This is a genomic window from Sphingobacterium sp. JUb20 (assembly GCF_004342035.1).
GTDB classification, from domain to species: Bacteria; Bacteroidota; Bacteroidia; order Sphingobacteriales; family Sphingobacteriaceae; genus Sphingobacterium; species Sphingobacterium anhuiense.
The window spans coordinates 200,505-216,805 of sequence record NZ_SLYV01000010.1; the positions used below are offsets into that span (position 1 = coordinate 200,505).

The following is a 16,301-nucleotide window of genomic DNA, read 5'->3' on the forward strand; positions in this document are numbered from 1 at the left end:
GTTTTAATATTGTGCTACCCTTAGGATAACAAAAATTACTTTTTGTTATAACGGCTACGGAATTTATCAATACGACCAGCCGTATCAACCAATTTCATTTTACCAGTATAGAAAGGGTGAGAAGTATGAGAAATCTCCAATTTTACAACTGGATATTCATTACCATCTTCCCAAGTGATTGTCTCTTTTGTATCAACACATGATTTTGTGATGAAAGAATAGTCATTTGACATATCTTTAAACACAACTAATCTGTAATTTGAAGGATGCAAATCTTTTTTCATTTTTATCTTATGATTACGTATATTCAATAATTGAGGTGCAAAGATAATTTATTAAAACCTTATTTGCAAGAATATTCCGTAACAAATATTCCAAATAAGGTATTTATTTTTTACCCTTTACTCCTACTGCAAATATAGTCAATTTTAGCATAAAAAAAGATAATATTTATTCCTTATTTAAGGAATATTGTTTAATTTAAACATAAATTAGAAACTACTTAATTTAACAAGACCACATTATGAGCAAATTAGATGAAAAAATCTCAGCATATATTGCAGAGGCAAAAAAATTAAAACTATCCTTAGAAGACTCTCTTATCGAATCTGTTACAAAAGGGTTAGGTCCTTCTATTTACAAAGCAGATGCTGAAACAATCGCATCTTCTGATCCTGAAGAAATTAAAAGATTAAAAAACAATTTTTTAATCAAAAAATTAGGTCTTACAGATGATGCAAAATTAGATGCGGCTATTGAAGAAGTTTTTACTCAAATTGGCAAATCAAACCGCAACAAATACCGTGCATTAGTATATGCACTGCTTGTTAAGAAATTCAAGAAAGAAAGTTTATACAAATAATTTGAATAAGAGTCATCCAACTCTTATTCAAAAATCAATTCACCAAAGAATTCAGGTAAATGAAAATTAGGAGTTGGATGATCTATTTTATTCCAAGATAAAAAGTGAGGTCGAGGTAAATGATCTCCACATTTATAAAAATTAGCAAAAATCTTATTTTCCTTTAAAAAGGAATTTGTAATTTGATTATGTGTAAAAGCTGTAAATGGAATGTACTGAATCAAGCTCCATTTAGAGCCTGTTTGAGTACGCTCAATAGTACTAAATACATCAACTTGATCAATTTGCTCTTCTGTTAATCGCGAGCGCTCAGTCTTCACATTAGTGCCATACCCAATCAACCCTGCTCCAATAGGATTAAACTCAAAATTGTAATAGTGCTCTTTGTTATCAAATGAAATGAAGAATTCAACACAGCTATCTTCCCAGATATTATCATTGTGTACATGATATTGTGCCTTGATAACTTCTTCCTCGATCTCATACTGAATAATTATCGCCTTTTGATCATACGCTACCCTAAACTTAGCTTGAGGAATATATGGGTAATCTTCATTCCAGTTCGCGACATTTATATTATTCCAAGATGTAGAACGTAATAATTCATTTAAAGATTGATACCCCTTTAAATCACTATGTTCCAGATTAATTGATGATATAATGATTGAATTTGTCATATACAATAATACTAAATTAAAGCAAAAAGAGAACATTGAAATATCAATGCTCTCTACTATTTGATTACTAATCTTGCAAAACTGAACTAATGGCAGTTTTTAACTCCTCTTCTTGTCTTTCCATCTCTTCAACCAATTTCAATTGCGTTTTGGTTCTAACGAGATTATGATCATCATACTTTGTTTTAAAATAATGATCTCCTTCAAGATAATCTGTTAAAAATCGTACACCTTGCATATATGGCAGTAAAAATACGCCTTCTAATAAAGAGTGCACCTCAATATCAGTTAAAAACTCTTTAGCTTCATTTAAATATCCTTCTGCGTATGCTGCATAAAGAGGAATATTTAAAATAATCTTAGACAAGTCTTTCTCATCTTCTTCCACTGGATTAATAATCGTACGAATTGCATCTCCAAAATCATATGCTACATATCCAGGCATGACCGTATCTAAATCAATCACACACTGCGCCTGATCATTTTGATCCAATAATACATTATTAAATTTTGTATCATTATGAGTAATGCGTAAAGGAAGATCTCCTTTAGAAGCTAGATCAAGAATTGTTCGCATACGGTCCTCTCTAGAGAAGATAAATTCTAAAATATCTTTTACGCCCTCAACACGTCCTTGTGAATCAGCCGCAATTGCCTTCCTTAAATTATCCAACCTAAACTGGATGTTATGGAAATTAGGCAATACTTCAACAATTTGAGTAGCATCTAAATCTGCCAACTGTAATTGAAATTGACCAAAAGCTTTCCCTCCCTCTGAAGCTTGCGTTGTAGTCTCCACAACATCGTAGCTTTTGGTACCATCAATAAGAATAAACATCCGCCAATAATCTCCATCTTCATCAAGATGATATAAATCATTTGATTTAGTCGGAATTATAGTGAGTACCCTTGACTCTTGAATTTCAATTGGTAAATGCGCAATTTTAGTTTTTAAATGATCGGTGACATGTTTAATGTTTAACATGAGACCATCGACATTTTGAAAAATATGATGATTTATCCTTTGTAATAAAAAGGTTTTACCAATGGTATTTCTTGTTGTTACACGATATGTATCGTTGATATGTCCTGAACCAAAAGCTTCCACACTTATGATATCTTCACTTAAAGAAAACGCTGCTGCTGCTTTCAGACCATTCATTTGATTCGAATTTGACATTAAAAATTATACTAACTATAAATAATTAAGTTTTTAACTGGACTGCAATATCCCAAATAGTTGTGAAAAGTGCTAATAAAATATCAACACAAACGTTTGTTCTTTTTTTTCATTTTAGACAAACGTTTGCACATTAAGTTTGTATTTCCAATTTTATATATTTGTTTGATAGCGAATTAAGTTATATCACACTAAACTCACAATATAACTTAAAAGGGATATTTAATATCCTGATTATAAAAGAACAAAAATTATGGACAGAAGAAATTTCATAAAATCTACAGCACTTACAACTGCTGGACTGGGTATCCTTTCTAGTACAGATTTATTTGCAAAAGATGGTAAAGTTAGGTTAGCATTTATTGGAGTAGGACTTAGAGGCCGTAACCATGTTGCTATCGCATTAAACCGCGACGATGTTGAAGTTGTTGCAATTTGTGATACACAAGAAGAATCTTTATCACAATGTCGTAAGCAATTTGATAAAAAAGGAATTAAACTTCCGAAAGAATACACAGGCGGTATCGATGCTTACAAGAAAATGTTAAGTAAAGAAAAGTTAGATGCTGTAATCATTGCAACTCCTTGGGAATTCCACAAAGATCAAGCAATTGACTCCATGAAGGCAGGCCTATATGTAGGTTGCGAAGTTATTGCAGGACTAACAGTACAGGATCACTGGGATGTAGTAAAAGCATCTGAACAAACAGGGAAACCTTACATGACTTTAGAAAATGTGGCATATCGTCGTGATGTATTGGCTGTTCTTAACATGCACCGCCAAGGATTATTTGGAGAATTACTTCATTTAGAAGGTGGTTACCAACATGATTTACGTGAAGTTCTTTTTAATGATGGAAAAAGCTACTACGGTAAAGGTGTAGAATTTGGCCCTAAAGCAATTTCTGAGGCACAATGGCGCACAAAATATAACGTAGAACAAGATGGTGATTTATATCCGACGCACGGTTTAGGTCCAATTCTTCCTTTCGTTAATATTAATGCTGGAAATCGTTTTACACACCTGACGTCTTACTCGAGTAAAGCGAGAGGCTTGGCTGCATATGTTGAAAAACAATCTCCAGGTCATCCAAATGCAAAATTGAATTATAAAAATGGTGATATCACCCAAACAATGATTCAGTGTCAAAATGGAGAGACTATCATGTTAACACATGATACGCACTTGCCAAGACCATACTCAATCGGTTTCCGTGTTCAAGGTACAGAGGGAATCTGGATGGACGTTGCACAAGGTATCCATATTGAAGGGAAATCAAAACCTCATACTTGGGACCCTGCAAAGGAATGGGTAGATAAATACGATCACCCAATTTGGAAAAAGTATGAAACATTAGCAACAGGCTCAGGTCACGGTGGAATGGACTGGTTTGTCTTCAACTCTTTTATCCAAGCTACCAAACAAGGAAAACAAACTCCTTTCGATGTTTACGACTCTGTTACAATGAGTGCAGTATTCCCATTATCAACAGAATCAATTAAACAAGGTAATCAAACTGTTGAATTTCCTGATTTTACTTCCGGAAAATGGAAAACAAAGAAAAACACATTCATGCTAGATGATAGTGGATTGTAAAATAACAAAAAGGCTTCTAAATAGAAGCCTTTTTATGTTATAGACGAAGGCTAATGCCCTGACAAAAGAGATCTCTCAATCTTTTTTACATATAAATTTCTAAAAATTTACTACATTTAGCCTAAGTATAAAAAAAACATGCTCACAGAAGTCCTTATTATATTAGCTCTAATTATTCTAAATGGAGTATTATCTGCATCAGAAATTGCAATCGTCTCCAGTAGAAAAGCCCGACTGCAAGCAGCATCTGACAAAAATAACCCTGCAGCTAAAATAGCCTTAGCTTTAAAAGAATCTCCAAACAATTTTTTATCCACTGTTCAAATAGGAATTACTTTAATAGGGATTCTAACAGGTTTTTTTAGCGGCGGAAGTATTGCAGTCTACCTGAAGCAGATATTTGTTCAAATCTCATTTTTAGCACCATACAGTGAACAGTTGTCTGTAGTAATCGTTGTTTTTATCATCACTTTTTTTTCTTTGGTACTTGGAGAACTAGTGCCAAAAAGAATCGGTATGGCTATTCCAGAAAAGTATGCCATGGTCATCGCTTACCCAATGAATCTACTGAGTAAAATAGTTCGTCCCTTTGTCTGGCTACTCAGTATTTCAACAGATTGTATTGTCAAATTATTTAATATCAAAAGCACACACAATTCAGTAACAGAAGAAGAAATAAAAGCATTGGTCGATGAAGGAGTGGATAGTGGAGCTATTGAGGGGATAGAACACGATATTGTAGACCGATTATTAAGCTTAGGCGATAAAAAAGCAATAAATCTAATGACCCATAGAAGTAATATTGCTTTTTTAGACCTAGAAGATAGTTTCGAAGAACATCGACATATCATTATGAACACGGAGCATACCATGTACCCAATTTGCGAAGGTAATCTTGATAACATAAAAGGAGTCGTACATGTAAAAAAATTACTGTCACAATATTTAAAAGAAAAACCGATAGATTTAAACAGTTTGATAGAACCTATTAAATTTGTTAACGAGCATAGCTCCGCTTACAGTATTTTAACAAGCCTGAGAGCATCGCATATACACCAGGCTATCGTAATTGATGAATATGGCTCTACACAAGGCGTTATTACCCTTCGAGATATTCTATCTGACCTGGTAGGTAATTTACCTGAAGATCAATCAATCGACAGACCTCGAATCCGTAAACGTGAGGACGGATCCTATATTGCAGATGGGCAATACCAACTGGATAAGTTTATGGAAGAGTTTGAAATTGGTCTCTCTGAAGAAGACGAAGATGAAATAAATAATATTACCACTTTAGGTGGACTTGTATTTTTGCTCCTTGACCACGTTCCTGAAGAAGGGGAACAGGTTCAGTACAAAAATATAAAATTTGAAGTCCTGGATATGGATGGTAATCGAATTGATAAAATTTCATTCAGAAAAAAAGGAGATGATTAATCATCTCCTTTTTTATTTGTGAGCATCAATAAGCTTATGTAGATCTGTTTTAGTAATCATTCCACTTTGCCTCCATACTTGAGTACCATTTTTAAATAATACAAAAGTAGGAACTCCACTTACTTTATAAATGGATGCTATCTTAGGATTTTTATCCACATCAATTTTTATAATTGACAAACTTTCATCATAAAACTCTTTTACATCTTGTAATATGGGTGCCATGGTCTGACACGGTCCACACCAAGTTGCAAAGAAGTCTACCAGTACAACATTATTTGATTTAATAATCTCATCGAATGTAGCCATTATTTCTCCTCTTTTAATTGTTTCAATGCCTGATATCCACCTCTAATATTTATTACATGCTCAAAGCCCTTCTTCTTCAAAATAGACATAGCAATCATACTACGATATCCAGAAAGACATTGGACATAATAATTCTTATTGTCTGGTAAATCTAGATTAAAGTTACCTAAATCTTTTAATGGAAAATTCATAGCATTGTCAATATGCCCTGTGGCAAACTCTTTTTCCGACCGGACATCTATTATTTGACCTTCGTTTGATAAATCTAAATAAGTCGAAGCATCGACCTCTGGTATAGAATCTAAAAGGTACTGCTTTTTATAACTACGCACACCTCCCTCAAGATACCCTAATATATGCGTATAGCCTAATTCTTCCAATGTTAAGCATACCTGTGCTACTGTTTCCTGATCTGAAAGGAGTATAATCGGTTGGTCTTTGTTGGCTAATATTTTTGGAACCCAAGCTTTAAATGGGCCGTTCCAACCGATAAACACCGACTTAGGAATATAACCTGCTGCAAAATCTTTTACCGACCTGGTATCTAACACCAATGCTCCTGTTGCTTCCAATGACATAAATTGCGTTAAATTCAAAGCTGAAACAGGAGGGATAAGCGAAATAGAAGGAGATCTCTTTTCACTTTCCGATATTGCTTTTCCAAAACCTATCTGTGTAAATGTTAAAATAAAAAATACTGTTGCACACGCGCCAACTATATAAGTTAAATATTCTTTTTTCATCTGTATTAATTTTTAAAAGAAGATAAAGCAATTAAAACCGATACTTTCAACTTCTTTTGTGAATTGATGTGCGATGCTGATCGCTTCCACCAGAAAATAATGATGTATGTTTATAAATTTCAAAGAGGAACATACCCCCTTAAGCATCCTCTGTATTTATTGTCTCAAGATTATGTAATTTCAATTTTTAAAAGGAATAGTAATTTTTTCAAGTTCTTCAATAGTACCATTGAAGATATTTAGATCCACATTCCCGTTAATCCCTCTAACAGTCCCCTTCTCGGAAAACTGCCAAAAATTCCAATGATCTTTAAGATCTTCGACCCAAAAATTATAATTGGCAATCCATAAAATATAATTACTAAATTCTTTTTGAAGAAAATCTGTATAATATTTATCTCCTGAATACAAAATAGGCTTTACCCTATAATGTGATTCAACTTCGTCCAGCCACCGTTTTAAACCAACTTTCAGACTGTCCATAGATTGATGTTTAGGCAATTCCTCAATATCTAGTACAGGCGGTAGATCTCCCGATTCAAGTTTAACAGTCTTAATAAAATTTTTAGCCTGCTTAACGGAATTTTCATTTGGTCTAAAATAGTGATAAGCCCCTCTTAAATTCGCTCTAGTAGCAACTGCTTTCCAATTATCATCAAATCGATCATCCACCTTACTTTCACCCATCGTTGCCCTTACAAAAATAAAATCTATTGGAAATTGATCATTGATTGTATTAACTTCTATCCAGTTAATATCACCTTGATATTGCGATATATCTAAACCAAAAATCTTATCTGAATGGCTCGACATAATCTCCACATTTCGAATATCATATTTAGCCTCTTTATGAGCAGTTCCTCGAGCTTTCCCCAAAGTACTGAGGTAATATCTAATTCCCGCACGATAATGCCATGCAAACGCTAAAAGAACAAGAAGAATAAAAGCTCCAGAAAATGCGATATACTTCCATCTTTTACCATTGTCATCTGTGATCTCGCCTGATTTCTTGCGCTGAACTTTCTTTTTCTTCATTTGGCAATGAATTTAATCTATCTTTTACAAAGAATCAAAATTAAAATAAACATTTTGTATTTTTGTCTATGATTGTTTACAACCCAAAAGATTGGCTTACTTCAACTCTCAAACTCCATAAAACGGATACTTTCCGTAAATTATTTCCATATCTTATCTTAGCATCTTTATATTCTTGGGGCATTGCGTACCTAGAACTGGAATATCTAAAACTAGCTGAAAAAAGTTGGATTAAAAATATCACAATAGTTCATAGCTTACTTGGATTCGTACTCTCCCTTTTGCTTGTATTTAGAACTAATACTGCGTACGACCGTTGGTGGGAAGCTAGAAAACAATGGGGTTCACTAACAAACATCAGTAGAAGTTTATCCTATAAAATGAATGCATTTCTGGAAAGCGATGATAAGGTAAACCGCAGCTTTTATAGGAAAGCAATTCCGCTTTATGCAGAAACACTCTATACCTTTCTTCGTTCGGACTACACCAAATTTATGCTTGATGAAGTGTCACATCCGGAATTAGAAAATCTGGATGATCAAAAACATGGTCCCAATCAGGTAGCATCATTAATTTTTAAAAAAACAAATTCCCTCTATAAAGAAGGAAAAATAACAGGAGATCAATTTCGAATTATCAACAATGAACTTGAATCTTTCACCAATGTATGTGGAGCATGTGAACGGATTAAAAACACACCAATACCGCTATCCTATAATGCATTCATAAAAAAGTTCATCATCCTTTATACAGCAACACTACCCATCGGATACGTCTTTTCAATTGGTTATTTTGTGATTGCAGCAGTACCATTTATATTTTATGTACTAGCATCATTAGAATTAATTGGCGAATCCATTGAAGAACCTTTCGGAACAGATAGTGATGATTTACCGATTGATAAAATCGCACAGAACATCAAAAAACACTGTTATGAAATCTTACTTCCATAGCCTTTAAAAGTAATTTAAGCCTTTTTTTTAACTAAAATATAGCTTAAAAAATTAATCTCCCTCATTTTCAATGGAGTAAAAAATAAGTTTTGGCGACTAAATGAATTTTTCTACTTTTGTGGCGGAGAGCTGGCAGAGTGGTCGAATGCGGCAGTCTTGAAAACTGTTGACTGTCATAGGTCCGGGGGTTCGAATCCCTCGCTCTCCGCCAACAAAAAATAAAGCCCAACTGCAAAGTTGGGCTTTTGTTGTTTTATGAAGTTTATAAAGCTTTATAAAAAACAAAGGAAATGAGTAAAACAATTGGTTATATTTTGTGATGGAGCCTCCCTTTTGAATCTCTCCCAATAAAAAAACCCAACTGCAAAGTTGGGCTTTTGTTGTTTTTTAAGTATTATTTATCCATACTGATTCGTTCTGTTTTTTCTACTTTTTCATCCTCTTTTGGAAAGCCGGAGCGCATGATCTCATCCCACAAAGCTGAACTTACACCGAATCCGTGTTCTGGATCAGAATAATGATGCAACATATGGTGTTGTTTAATTCGTTTAAAAATTCCACTCTTAAAGTTAGCATGATGCATTGCGTAGTGGCATTCGTCATAAATTAAATAACCAATCATAAAACCCGAAAAGAAAGACGCCAATATAATATCCGAACTAAAAAAGAAAGTAAACAAATAATAAACCAATGCTGCCAAAGGTATACTCGCAGATAATGGCATAACCAATCTTAATCTATCCTTTGGATAATCATGATGTACACCGTGAAAAATAAATGCTATTCTCTTACCCCACTTAGTTGTTGGATGATAATGAAAAACCCAACGGTGTAATGCATATTCGAATAAAGTCCAGAAAGCAAGTCCAAAGACAAAATACTGGATATAACTAAGAATACTCATATCTCCAGGACCTAAAGCAGTCCATGAAAAGTAACCAATTATTGGTAAGTAAAATATTAAAGGAACACTCCAATGGACTTTTGTCAATGATTCTAAAAAATCACTTTTAAACATCCTTGAAGATTCAGTGGAATTTGAAACAAAATTACGCTTTGCCATACAATTAATTTATTAATAAAATTGCTACAGATTATCTTTTGCAAAAATAATAATTATAAAAAAATATATAAAACACCATTCATCAAGTTAAAGTCACATTACTGACTTTTTAAACATAAAAGTTAAACCTATAAAAATATCTATAAAAGAAATCTAATTTAAAAATCATTATTTCATCAATTCTTTCAATTCATCTTCACTAAAAGAGTTTGCACCTTTGATATATTTATATATAATTTCTTTTACATCCCGATGCTGAAGACTATATAGGTGGTCAATTATATAAGATTTATCCTTTTTGATATCATTGCTGTAATTTAAAATAGAAGGTGCATGAGTTTGAACACTCCACCTGATAAAACGAAGTTCAACATTACTGGGTTCTTCCTTAATTAAAGTCTCTAATAAATTTTTACCTTTATTAAATTGACCAAGTTTCCGGAATGGATTACCCATATGTTTAGCAAAAACCATTTCATAAACAGCTAAATAACCTCTATCAGTCGTTTCTTTCGCTTTAGCCCGTAGTAAATTCAGATTATTTTCACAAATACTTTCATCTTTCACTGCTAAAGAATACTCTTTACGAATTTTAAGAAGATTCAATTCTTGTGCTGAAGCATGAGAACCGATCATTAAAAAAAATAAAAGAATCTTAATTGTCATAAATAAAAGGTTTTAAAATTAAATGTGTCAGTTTATTCTTGCTCTCTTAAAATTACTCAAAAAAAGTGCTAAATCTTAAAAAATTATCAGATATAATTATCAATGGTTAATAGGTTGAAAATACAACGTCAGTAAACGACTACAAATAAAACTAATGAAACCAAAATTGATTAGGAAAACCAATCTAATTACGAGTTTTGCATCATGAAATTACAATTAATACAAACTCCCTCTTGGTTTAAAGTAACTGGTTCGATAATATTAGGAATACTGCTGGGTTGCTTTATTGGGGAGATTCTTTTTTCTTTTTATCAATTGTTGACGTAAAAAGCAAAAAAAAGAGTTTCATAACGAATAAAAATTTTCTAACAAAGCTTTCATTACTAATTGTTTTTCAGTATATTTAGATTACCGATTATAAATAAAAAAACAGCTGAAGTATGGAAGCAACTTTAGAATATGAAATTTGGGACAGCATTGTTAACAGTGCAAAAACAAGGTTTGATTACAAACATATTTTATCTTTATTCAAAGAAACTGATAGTGAGATCATCGATAAATTTCTATTTCATGTTTTAGTTGCATTCGCATGTGGCGAAGATCATGCAACGATTTCAACAAACCTTTTTAATGAATTACAACAAATTGGTTTTGATTGTAACGAACAACAAATTGATGGGTTTATTGCTGACAAACACGAAACTTTCAGTATTGAAATATATGCCACCTATATTGCTTTTTCACTTTTAGAAGATGGTGAAGATCCTGCAATAATTTCCGCAACAATTCAAGATCTACTGAAGAAGCCAGAGTAAGAAATAATATTTTTTTTCGATTATACGTATAAGTCCTTTGCAAATTTCACCTATTCACTATCTTCGCAAAAAAAAGATGGTAGAAAGGGACAATTCACTGGATATTATACGTAGTGTAGGTTTATTGTGCATTATTCTCGCACATGTAAACCCACCCTTTACAATATTTCAAATCAGAAACTTTGATGTTCCTTTAATGGTATTTATCTCAGGATATTTATTTGGGAACAAAAATCAAACCTTTAAATCCATAACCGATTTTACAACCTATCTATGGAAACGCTTTTTCCGTCTTGTTGTACCCGTATGGATTTTCTTATCGATATTTTACATCATTCAGTACTTTTTCCCCTTATCCTTTAAGATCAATTACACACAGTTTCCAGATATTATGATTTCGAGCTATCTGCTATTAGATGGCTTTGGCTATGTTTGGATTATACGCATCTTTTTAATGATTGCCATCCTAGGGCCATTGTTCAGTAAAGTCATTAAAAATAAATGGCAATTATTGATTTATTATGCCATTTATGAAATGGTCGTTCAGTTTTCAACTGATTTATTTCAACCAGGCGTACAAAAATACTTCAATCAATTTGGCACCTATAGCTTAGGTTTTCTCATTTTCTTCATGCTAGGAGCACAATACCGAAATTATGATGTAAGAACTAAAACACTATTATTTATCATAAGTGCTTTGATAAGTATTGGAGGCTTGATATATTTTAAATTCCACCTGGGAATACCATTTGATATTGGAGCATTGAAATATCCACCACATTCGTTTTATATTTTTTATGCAGTAAGTATTTTCTCACTTATATTTTGTATAAAACCAACTATTCAAAAATTAAACAAACCTATTTTAAATTTCATAGGCTCTTCAACAATTTGGATTTATCTATGGCATATATTATTTCTATTCTTGATCAATTTAGAAAACTGGTATTTAAATTGGATAGCTATTCTCACACTATCCATTATAGCAACATTTCTACAACAACAACTCATTAACAAAGCAATAAATCACTTTAAAATTCCCGCTAAGCAAGCAAAACAAATACGAATTATTTTTTGTTCCTAGTTTTTTAAGTTACAAATGACAAAACTTAACCAGGATAATATCATATTTTAATGTCAAAAATGTACCTTAGCACTATGAGTAATTACGCAGTTATTTTTGATATGGATGGTGTTATTTGTCATACCAATCCCTATCACGCTAAAGCTTTTGAAGCATTTTTCAAAAAATACAATATTGAAAGTAGTGAAGAAGAATTTCAGGAGCATATGTATGGTAAACACAATAGCTATATCATGCAACATTTTTTCAAGAGAACAATAGCTCCTGATGAATTGATCAAGTTAGAGTTTGAGAAAGAAGAACTCTTTAGAATTATTTATAAAGATCAGATCACACCAATAGCAGGTTACTTAGAATTTTTAGAAGACCTCAAGAGAAATGATTTAAAAACTGGAGTGGCCACTTCTGCACCTAAAGAAAATATGGATTTAATCTTAGATGCACTTCATATCCGACCCAAAATGGGTTCGATCTTATGTAGTGAAAATGTTAATCATCATAAACCACATCCAGAAGTTTATCTAACGTCCGCTAATAATTTAGAGGTAGAGCCTATAAATTGCGTCGTTTTTGAAGATTCTTTTTCAGGAATTACAGCTGGTCTGAATGCGGGAATGACAGTAGTTGGCGTATTATCTACCCACACCAAAGATCAACTTCCAACCTGTCATGCATACATCAATGACTACACGGAGATATCAACTGACAAGATTTTAGAATTACTAAAAAGGGCTTGATAAAATTATCAAGCCCTTTTTTCTAATCTCTTTTAAGACCGAATTTTTCGATCTTACTATATAAATGACTTCGCTGAATATCTAAATCATCAGCAGTTTTAGAAACATTCCACGTGTTTTTCTCTAATTTATATTTGATAAACTCCTTCTCCGCAAAATCCTTAAAATCTTGAAAAGAAGCAAAGTTATCTAGATCAACCTTTCCACCATTTTGCGTCGTATGGCTAGATCCATTATCCGTATGTGCATGAGAAGAAATAGCATTCACCGTGTTTGAAGGATTTGCAAATGCAATAACATCCCTATCCGTAATAGATTTATCACTTAAAATAATTAAGCGTTCAATCATGTTACGTAATTCGCGAATATTACCCGTCCAAGGAAGATTACTCAACTCTTTTAATGCAGCAGGTGTAATTTCTTTTATTGGAACCCCATATTCATTACAAATTTCTTCACAAAAATTCTTCGATAATAAAGGAATATCATCCACACGTTCAGTCAATGAAGGTACGTGAATAAGAATTACAGAAAGGCGATGGTATAAATCCATTCTAAAATTCCCTTCATCAATCTCTTTAAAGAGATTCTTATTCGTCGCTGCAACAACACGAACATTCACATCAATTTCCTTATCACCACCTACACGGGTTATCTTATGCTCTTGTAAAGCCCTTAACACCTTAGCTTGGGCAGAAAGGCTCATATCGCCTATTTCATCCAGAAAAAGTGTACCATTGGTAGCTAATTCAAATTTACCAAGACGTTGTTTAATAGCGGAAGTAAAAGATCCCTTTTCGTGACCAAATAATTCAGACTCAATTAATTCCGATGGTATTGCTGCGCAGTTAACTTCAATTAAAGGACCTTCTGCACGATTAGATTTCTCATGCAACCAACGTGCAACAAGTTCTTTTCCGGCACCATTTGCACCTGTAATAAGTACGCGAGCCTCCGTAGGTGCAACCCGATCAATTGTTTCTTTAATACGACTAATCGCTTCAGATTTACCTAAGATTTCTTTGGTTTTATAGCTCGTTACCTTTTTCTTTAAAACTTTAGTTTCAGTAACTAATGAGACCTTCTCTAAGCCATTCCTTACCGTGATAAGTAAACGATTTAAATCAAGTGGCTTTTCTAAGAAATCAAAGGCACCTTTTTTAGCGGCTTCGACAGCAGTTTCTATCGTACCATGACCCGAAATCATAATAAAAGGAAGATCTGGATTTGTTTTTTGGGCAGTTGCCAAAACCTCCATACCATCCATCTTATTCATTTTAATATCACAAAGAACAAGATCAATTTTTTCCTTCTTAATGATCTCTAAGGCCTCAATACCATTATCTACATCTAGTATATTATAATCTTCATACTCTAAGATGTCTCTTAGTGAATTTCTGATTGCCCGTTCGTCATCAATAATTAATATTGTACTCATAAAAGTATTATTACTCTTCCTTAAAGGTTATCTAAATTATTGGTAATATAGTAAAAAAGAAGCAAACCTTATAAGCCGGGTTCTGTAAACCGAAAAAATCGGAGTTTCTACCATTTATCTAGGCTAGTCATCACTAACTAGCTCCATCAACCTACCCATTACGAATCTTAGCCTAAACTAAAAGAAGACGAGCAGCCTTCGAATTTCGCAACCTATTTGGTCTTTCAACACACGAGGTTTACCGCAATGTATGTCGCCATACAAGACCGTGAGCTCTTACCTCACGTTTTCATCCTTACTCCGAAAAGCGGTATATTTTCTGTGGCACTTTCTGTCTGCTGTAACAGCATCCTTCCCGTTAGGAAGCGTGTTGCTCTGCGTTGCCCGGACTTTCCTCTCCTCCTCAAGGGAGCAGCGGTAGAACCAGTTTGCTTCTTCTGCAAAGGTAGGATTTAGATTGATAATTATTCCCTATAAATAAAGAAAAGAATGAAATTTTGAATTTAAAGTGCTTGTGCTATAGCATAACCAGATGCCCAAGCCCACTGAAAATTATAGCCTCCCAACCAACCGGTGACATCAACAGCCTCTCCTCCAAAAAACAATCCCCTTACCCGCTTACTTTCTAGAGTCTTAGCATGCAGCTCTGCAGTAGAAACACCACCACGCATTACCTCTGCTTTATCGTACCCTTTATCTCCAGCAGCCTTGACTTTAAATTTATGAATAGTATCAATAATCAATTTTGCATCCGCTTTACTTAAAGATGCTATTTTAGTTTCTAAAGGAAGAAATTTACCCAGTGCCTCCACCATACGTTTAGTAAAGTAATCGTTCAAGATATTCGAAACCAAACGTTTTCCACCTTCATTACGTTCATCTTTGATTATTTTATCCAATTGAAACCGAGGTAAAAGATCAATATAGAACTCTTCTCCAGCACGCCAATAAGATGAAATCTGTAGAATCGCAGGACCACTTAAGCCCCAATGCGTAAAAAGGATGTTCTCTTCAAAACTAATCTTATGATTATAAACTCTAGAAAAAACTGAATTACCAGCTAAAGAAGCATACCATTCAGCCTCCTTTCCTGTAATAGTTAGAGGTACTAAAGCAGGTGCGGTAGGGACAATTGCCATGTCAAATTTCTTAGCCGTACGAATAGCAAAATCAGAGGCTCCCAACTTCGCGACAGGTAAACCTCCGCTGGCCATAACAACTTTCTTTGTCGTTAACTGCTGAATGCCCTTTTCACTTTCCACTGTTAAGACAAAGTCATCCTCAAGCTTTTCTATAGCTTTAACAACCGTGTTTAATCTTATATCCTGATCCGTTGCAAATAAGATCTTAGTAAAAACGGCTACAACATCTTTAGCCTTATTCGAAGAAGGAAATAATTGTCCCAACGTTTTCTCCTCACCAAATATACCATGCGACTCAAAAAAACTCAATGTATCATCTACCGTCCATTGACTAAATGCAGATCTTAAAAAGTCTGCATTCTCGGACACAAAATTATCGATGTCAGTACCCAAATTGGTATAATTACACCTTCCTCCGCCCGAAATTAGAATCTTAGCTCCAACTTTATCATTTCGTTCAATCACTAAAGTTCGCTTACCTAATAATCCAGCTTGAGCAGCACACATGAGCCCACACGCCCCTCCCCCAACTATAATGGCATCATATTGCTTCATATTTATAT

The 16,301-nt window shown here is 33.6% G+C and carries 17 protein-coding genes, 1 tRNA gene and 1 other RNA gene; 8 read left to right on the forward strand and 11 right to left on the reverse strand.

Annotation, left to right across the window (positions count from 1 at the left end):
- Positions 1–35 precede the first annotated feature (35 nt).
- On the reverse strand, positions 36–284 hold the full coding sequence (locus EDF66_RS17845) for a type B 50S ribosomal protein L31 (RefSeq protein WP_021189727.1): 249 nt from the start codon (positions 282–284) through the stop codon (positions 36–38).
- A 239-nt stretch (positions 285–523) separates the two neighbouring features.
- On the opposite strand from EDF66_RS17845, the gene EDF66_RS17850 reads away from it, so the two are divergent.
- Complete coding sequence (locus tag EDF66_RS17850; protein ID WP_021189726.1) at positions 524–862, forward strand: DUF2853 family protein; 339 nt, start codon at positions 524–526, stop codon at positions 860–862.
- A 23-nt stretch (positions 863–885) separates the two neighbouring features.
- Here EDF66_RS17850 and EDF66_RS17855 read toward each other — a convergent pair whose 3' ends face one another.
- Positions 886–1,539, reverse strand: a complete 654-nt coding sequence (locus EDF66_RS17855; RefSeq protein ID WP_165902461.1) for a carbohydrate-binding family 9-like protein — start codon at positions 1,537–1,539, stop codon at positions 886–888.
- Positions 1,540–1,606: 67 nt separating this feature from the next.
- On the reverse strand, positions 1,607–2,719 hold the full coding sequence (locus EDF66_RS17860; RefSeq protein WP_132844061.1) for a phosphotransferase enzyme family protein: 1,113 nt from the start codon (positions 2,717–2,719) through the stop codon (positions 1,607–1,609).
- Between the two features lie 253 nt (positions 2,720–2,972).
- Here EDF66_RS17860 and EDF66_RS17865 point away from each other — a divergent pair, with 253 nt between their 5' ends.
- On the forward strand, positions 2,973–4,316 hold the full coding sequence (locus EDF66_RS17865) for a Gfo/Idh/MocA family protein (RefSeq protein ID WP_132844063.1): 1,344 nt from the start codon (positions 2,973–2,975) through the stop codon (positions 4,314–4,316).
- Between the two features lie 138 nt (positions 4,317–4,454).
- Entirely contained in the window at positions 4,455–5,753 is a 1,299-nt protein-coding gene (locus EDF66_RS17870; RefSeq protein WP_132772015.1) for a hemolysin family protein, read from the forward strand.
- Between the two features lie 12 nt (positions 5,754–5,765).
- Here EDF66_RS17870 and trxA read toward each other — a convergent pair whose 3' ends face one another.
- The 3 genes from trxA to EDF66_RS17885 form a co-directional block, all read right to left on the reverse strand.
- Entirely contained in the window at positions 5,766–6,062 is a 297-nt protein-coding gene (trxA, locus tag EDF66_RS17875; RefSeq protein ID WP_132772016.1) for a thioredoxin, read from the reverse strand.
- Positions 6,062–6,805: a rhodanese-like domain-containing protein gene (locus EDF66_RS17880; protein WP_021191937.1), complete on the reverse strand. Its 744-nt coding sequence runs from the start codon at positions 6,803–6,805 to the stop codon at positions 6,062–6,064. The genes trxA and EDF66_RS17880 overlap by 1 nt, the downstream gene beginning before the upstream one ends.
- 180 nt (positions 6,806–6,985) lie before the next feature.
- Positions 6,986–7,840 (reverse strand): glycoside hydrolase family 25 protein, encoded by an 855-nt coding sequence (locus EDF66_RS17885; protein ID WP_021191938.1) that lies wholly within the window; start codon positions 7,838–7,840, stop codon positions 6,986–6,988.
- Between the two features lie 68 nt (positions 7,841–7,908).
- Here EDF66_RS17885 and EDF66_RS17890 point away from each other — a divergent pair, with 68 nt between their 5' ends.
- Together EDF66_RS17890 and EDF66_RS17895 are read left to right on the forward strand one after the other, a co-directional pair.
- On the forward strand, positions 7,909–8,793 hold the full coding sequence (locus EDF66_RS17890; RefSeq protein WP_132772019.1) for a bestrophin family protein: 885 nt from the start codon (positions 7,909–7,911) through the stop codon (positions 8,791–8,793).
- A gap of 123 nt (positions 8,794–8,916) precedes the next feature.
- A tRNA-Ser gene (locus EDF66_RS17895) sits at positions 8,917–9,004 on the forward strand.
- A gap of 183 nt (positions 9,005–9,187) precedes the next feature.
- Here EDF66_RS17895 and EDF66_RS17900 read toward each other — a convergent pair.
- Both EDF66_RS17900 and EDF66_RS17905 read right to left on the reverse strand, forming a co-directional pair.
- Positions 9,188–9,856 carry a sterol desaturase family protein gene (locus EDF66_RS17900; protein WP_021188273.1) on the reverse strand — a complete coding sequence of 223 codons (669 nt, stop codon included), beginning with the start codon at positions 9,854–9,856 and terminating at the stop codon, positions 9,188–9,190.
- 168 nt (positions 9,857–10,024) lie between these two features.
- Entirely contained in the window at positions 10,025–10,522 is a 498-nt protein-coding gene (locus EDF66_RS17905) for a hypothetical protein (protein ID WP_132844064.1), read from the reverse strand.
- Positions 10,523–10,962: 440 nt separating this feature from the next.
- On the opposite strand from EDF66_RS17905, the gene EDF66_RS17910 reads away from it, so the two are divergent.
- From EDF66_RS17910 to EDF66_RS17920, 3 genes are all read left to right on the forward strand, one after another.
- Positions 10,963–11,337 carry a hypothetical protein gene (locus EDF66_RS17910; RefSeq protein ID WP_132772021.1) on the forward strand — a complete coding sequence of 125 codons (375 nt, stop codon included), beginning with the start codon at positions 10,963–10,965 and terminating at the stop codon, positions 11,335–11,337.
- Between the two features lie 76 nt (positions 11,338–11,413).
- A complete protein-coding gene (locus EDF66_RS17915) occupies positions 11,414–12,421 on the forward strand; it encodes an acyltransferase family protein (RefSeq protein WP_132844066.1) in 1,008 nt (335 codons plus the stop codon).
- 74 nt (positions 12,422–12,495) lie between these two features.
- Positions 12,496–13,158 (forward strand): HAD family hydrolase, encoded by a 663-nt coding sequence (locus EDF66_RS17920; protein ID WP_132844068.1) that lies wholly within the window; start codon positions 12,496–12,498, stop codon positions 13,156–13,158.
- Between the two features lie 22 nt (positions 13,159–13,180).
- On the opposite strand, the gene EDF66_RS17925 is transcribed toward EDF66_RS17920, so the two are convergent.
- The 3 genes from EDF66_RS17925 to EDF66_RS17935 form a co-directional block, all read right to left on the reverse strand.
- Entirely contained in the window at positions 13,181–14,596 is a 1,416-nt protein-coding gene (locus EDF66_RS17925; protein WP_132772023.1) for a sigma-54-dependent transcriptional regulator, read from the reverse strand.
- Positions 14,597–14,651: 55 nt separating this feature from the next.
- Positions 14,652–15,030: RNase P RNA component class A (gene rnpB, locus EDF66_RS17930), an RNA gene on the reverse strand.
- 69 nt (positions 15,031–15,099) lie between these two features.
- Positions 15,100–16,293, reverse strand: coding sequence for an NAD(P)/FAD-dependent oxidoreductase (locus EDF66_RS17935; protein ID WP_132844069.1), 1,194 nt, complete (start codon positions 16,291–16,293; stop codon positions 15,100–15,102).
- Positions 16,294–16,301 lie beyond the last annotated feature (8 nt).

Coding starts and splice junctions, on each gene's coding strand:
- EDF66_RS17845 (WP_021189727.1), bottom strand. CDS start 284: ATGAAAAAAGATTTGCATCCTTCAAATTACAGATTAGTTGTGTTTAAA.
- EDF66_RS17850 (WP_021189726.1), top strand. CDS start 524: ATGAGCAAATTAGATGAAAAAATCTCAGCATATATTGCAGAGGCAAAA.
- EDF66_RS17855 (WP_165902461.1), bottom strand. CDS start 1,539: ATGACAAATTCAATCATTATATCATCAATTAATCTGGAACATAGTGAT.
- EDF66_RS17860 (WP_132844061.1), bottom strand. CDS start 2,719: ATGTCAAATTCGAATCAAATGAATGGTCTGAAAGCAGCAGCAGCGTTT.
- EDF66_RS17865 (WP_132844063.1), top strand. CDS start 2,973: ATGGACAGAAGAAATTTCATAAAATCTACAGCACTTACAACTGCTGGA.
- EDF66_RS17870 (WP_132772015.1), top strand. CDS start 4,455: ATGCTCACAGAAGTCCTTATTATATTAGCTCTAATTATTCTAAATGGA.
- trxA (WP_132772016.1), bottom strand. CDS start 6,062: ATGGCTACATTCGATGAGATTATTAAATCAAATAATGTTGTACTGGTA.
- EDF66_RS17880 (WP_021191937.1), bottom strand. CDS start 6,805: ATGAAAAAAGAATATTTAACTTATATAGTTGGCGCGTGTGCAACAGTA.
- EDF66_RS17885 (WP_021191938.1), bottom strand. CDS start 7,840: ATGAAGAAAAAGAAAGTTCAGCGCAAGAAATCAGGCGAGATCACAGAT.
- EDF66_RS17890 (WP_132772019.1), top strand. CDS start 7,909: ATGATTGTTTACAACCCAAAAGATTGGCTTACTTCAACTCTCAAACTC.
- EDF66_RS17900 (WP_021188273.1), bottom strand. CDS start 9,856: ATGGCAAAGCGTAATTTTGTTTCAAATTCCACTGAATCTTCAAGGATG.
- EDF66_RS17905 (WP_132844064.1), bottom strand. CDS start 10,522: ATGACAATTAAGATTCTTTTATTTTTTTTAATGATCGGTTCTCATGCT.
- EDF66_RS17910 (WP_132772021.1), top strand. CDS start 10,963: ATGGAAGCAACTTTAGAATATGAAATTTGGGACAGCATTGTTAACAGT.
- EDF66_RS17915 (WP_132844066.1), top strand. CDS start 11,414: ATGGTAGAAAGGGACAATTCACTGGATATTATACGTAGTGTAGGTTTA.
- EDF66_RS17920 (WP_132844068.1), top strand. CDS start 12,496: ATGAGTAATTACGCAGTTATTTTTGATATGGATGGTGTTATTTGTCAT.
- EDF66_RS17925 (WP_132772023.1), bottom strand. CDS start 14,596: ATGAGTACAATATTAATTATTGATGACGAACGGGCAATCAGAAATTCA.
- EDF66_RS17935 (WP_132844069.1), bottom strand. CDS start 16,293: ATGAAGCAATATGATGCCATTATAGTTGGGGGAGGGGCGTGTGGGCTC.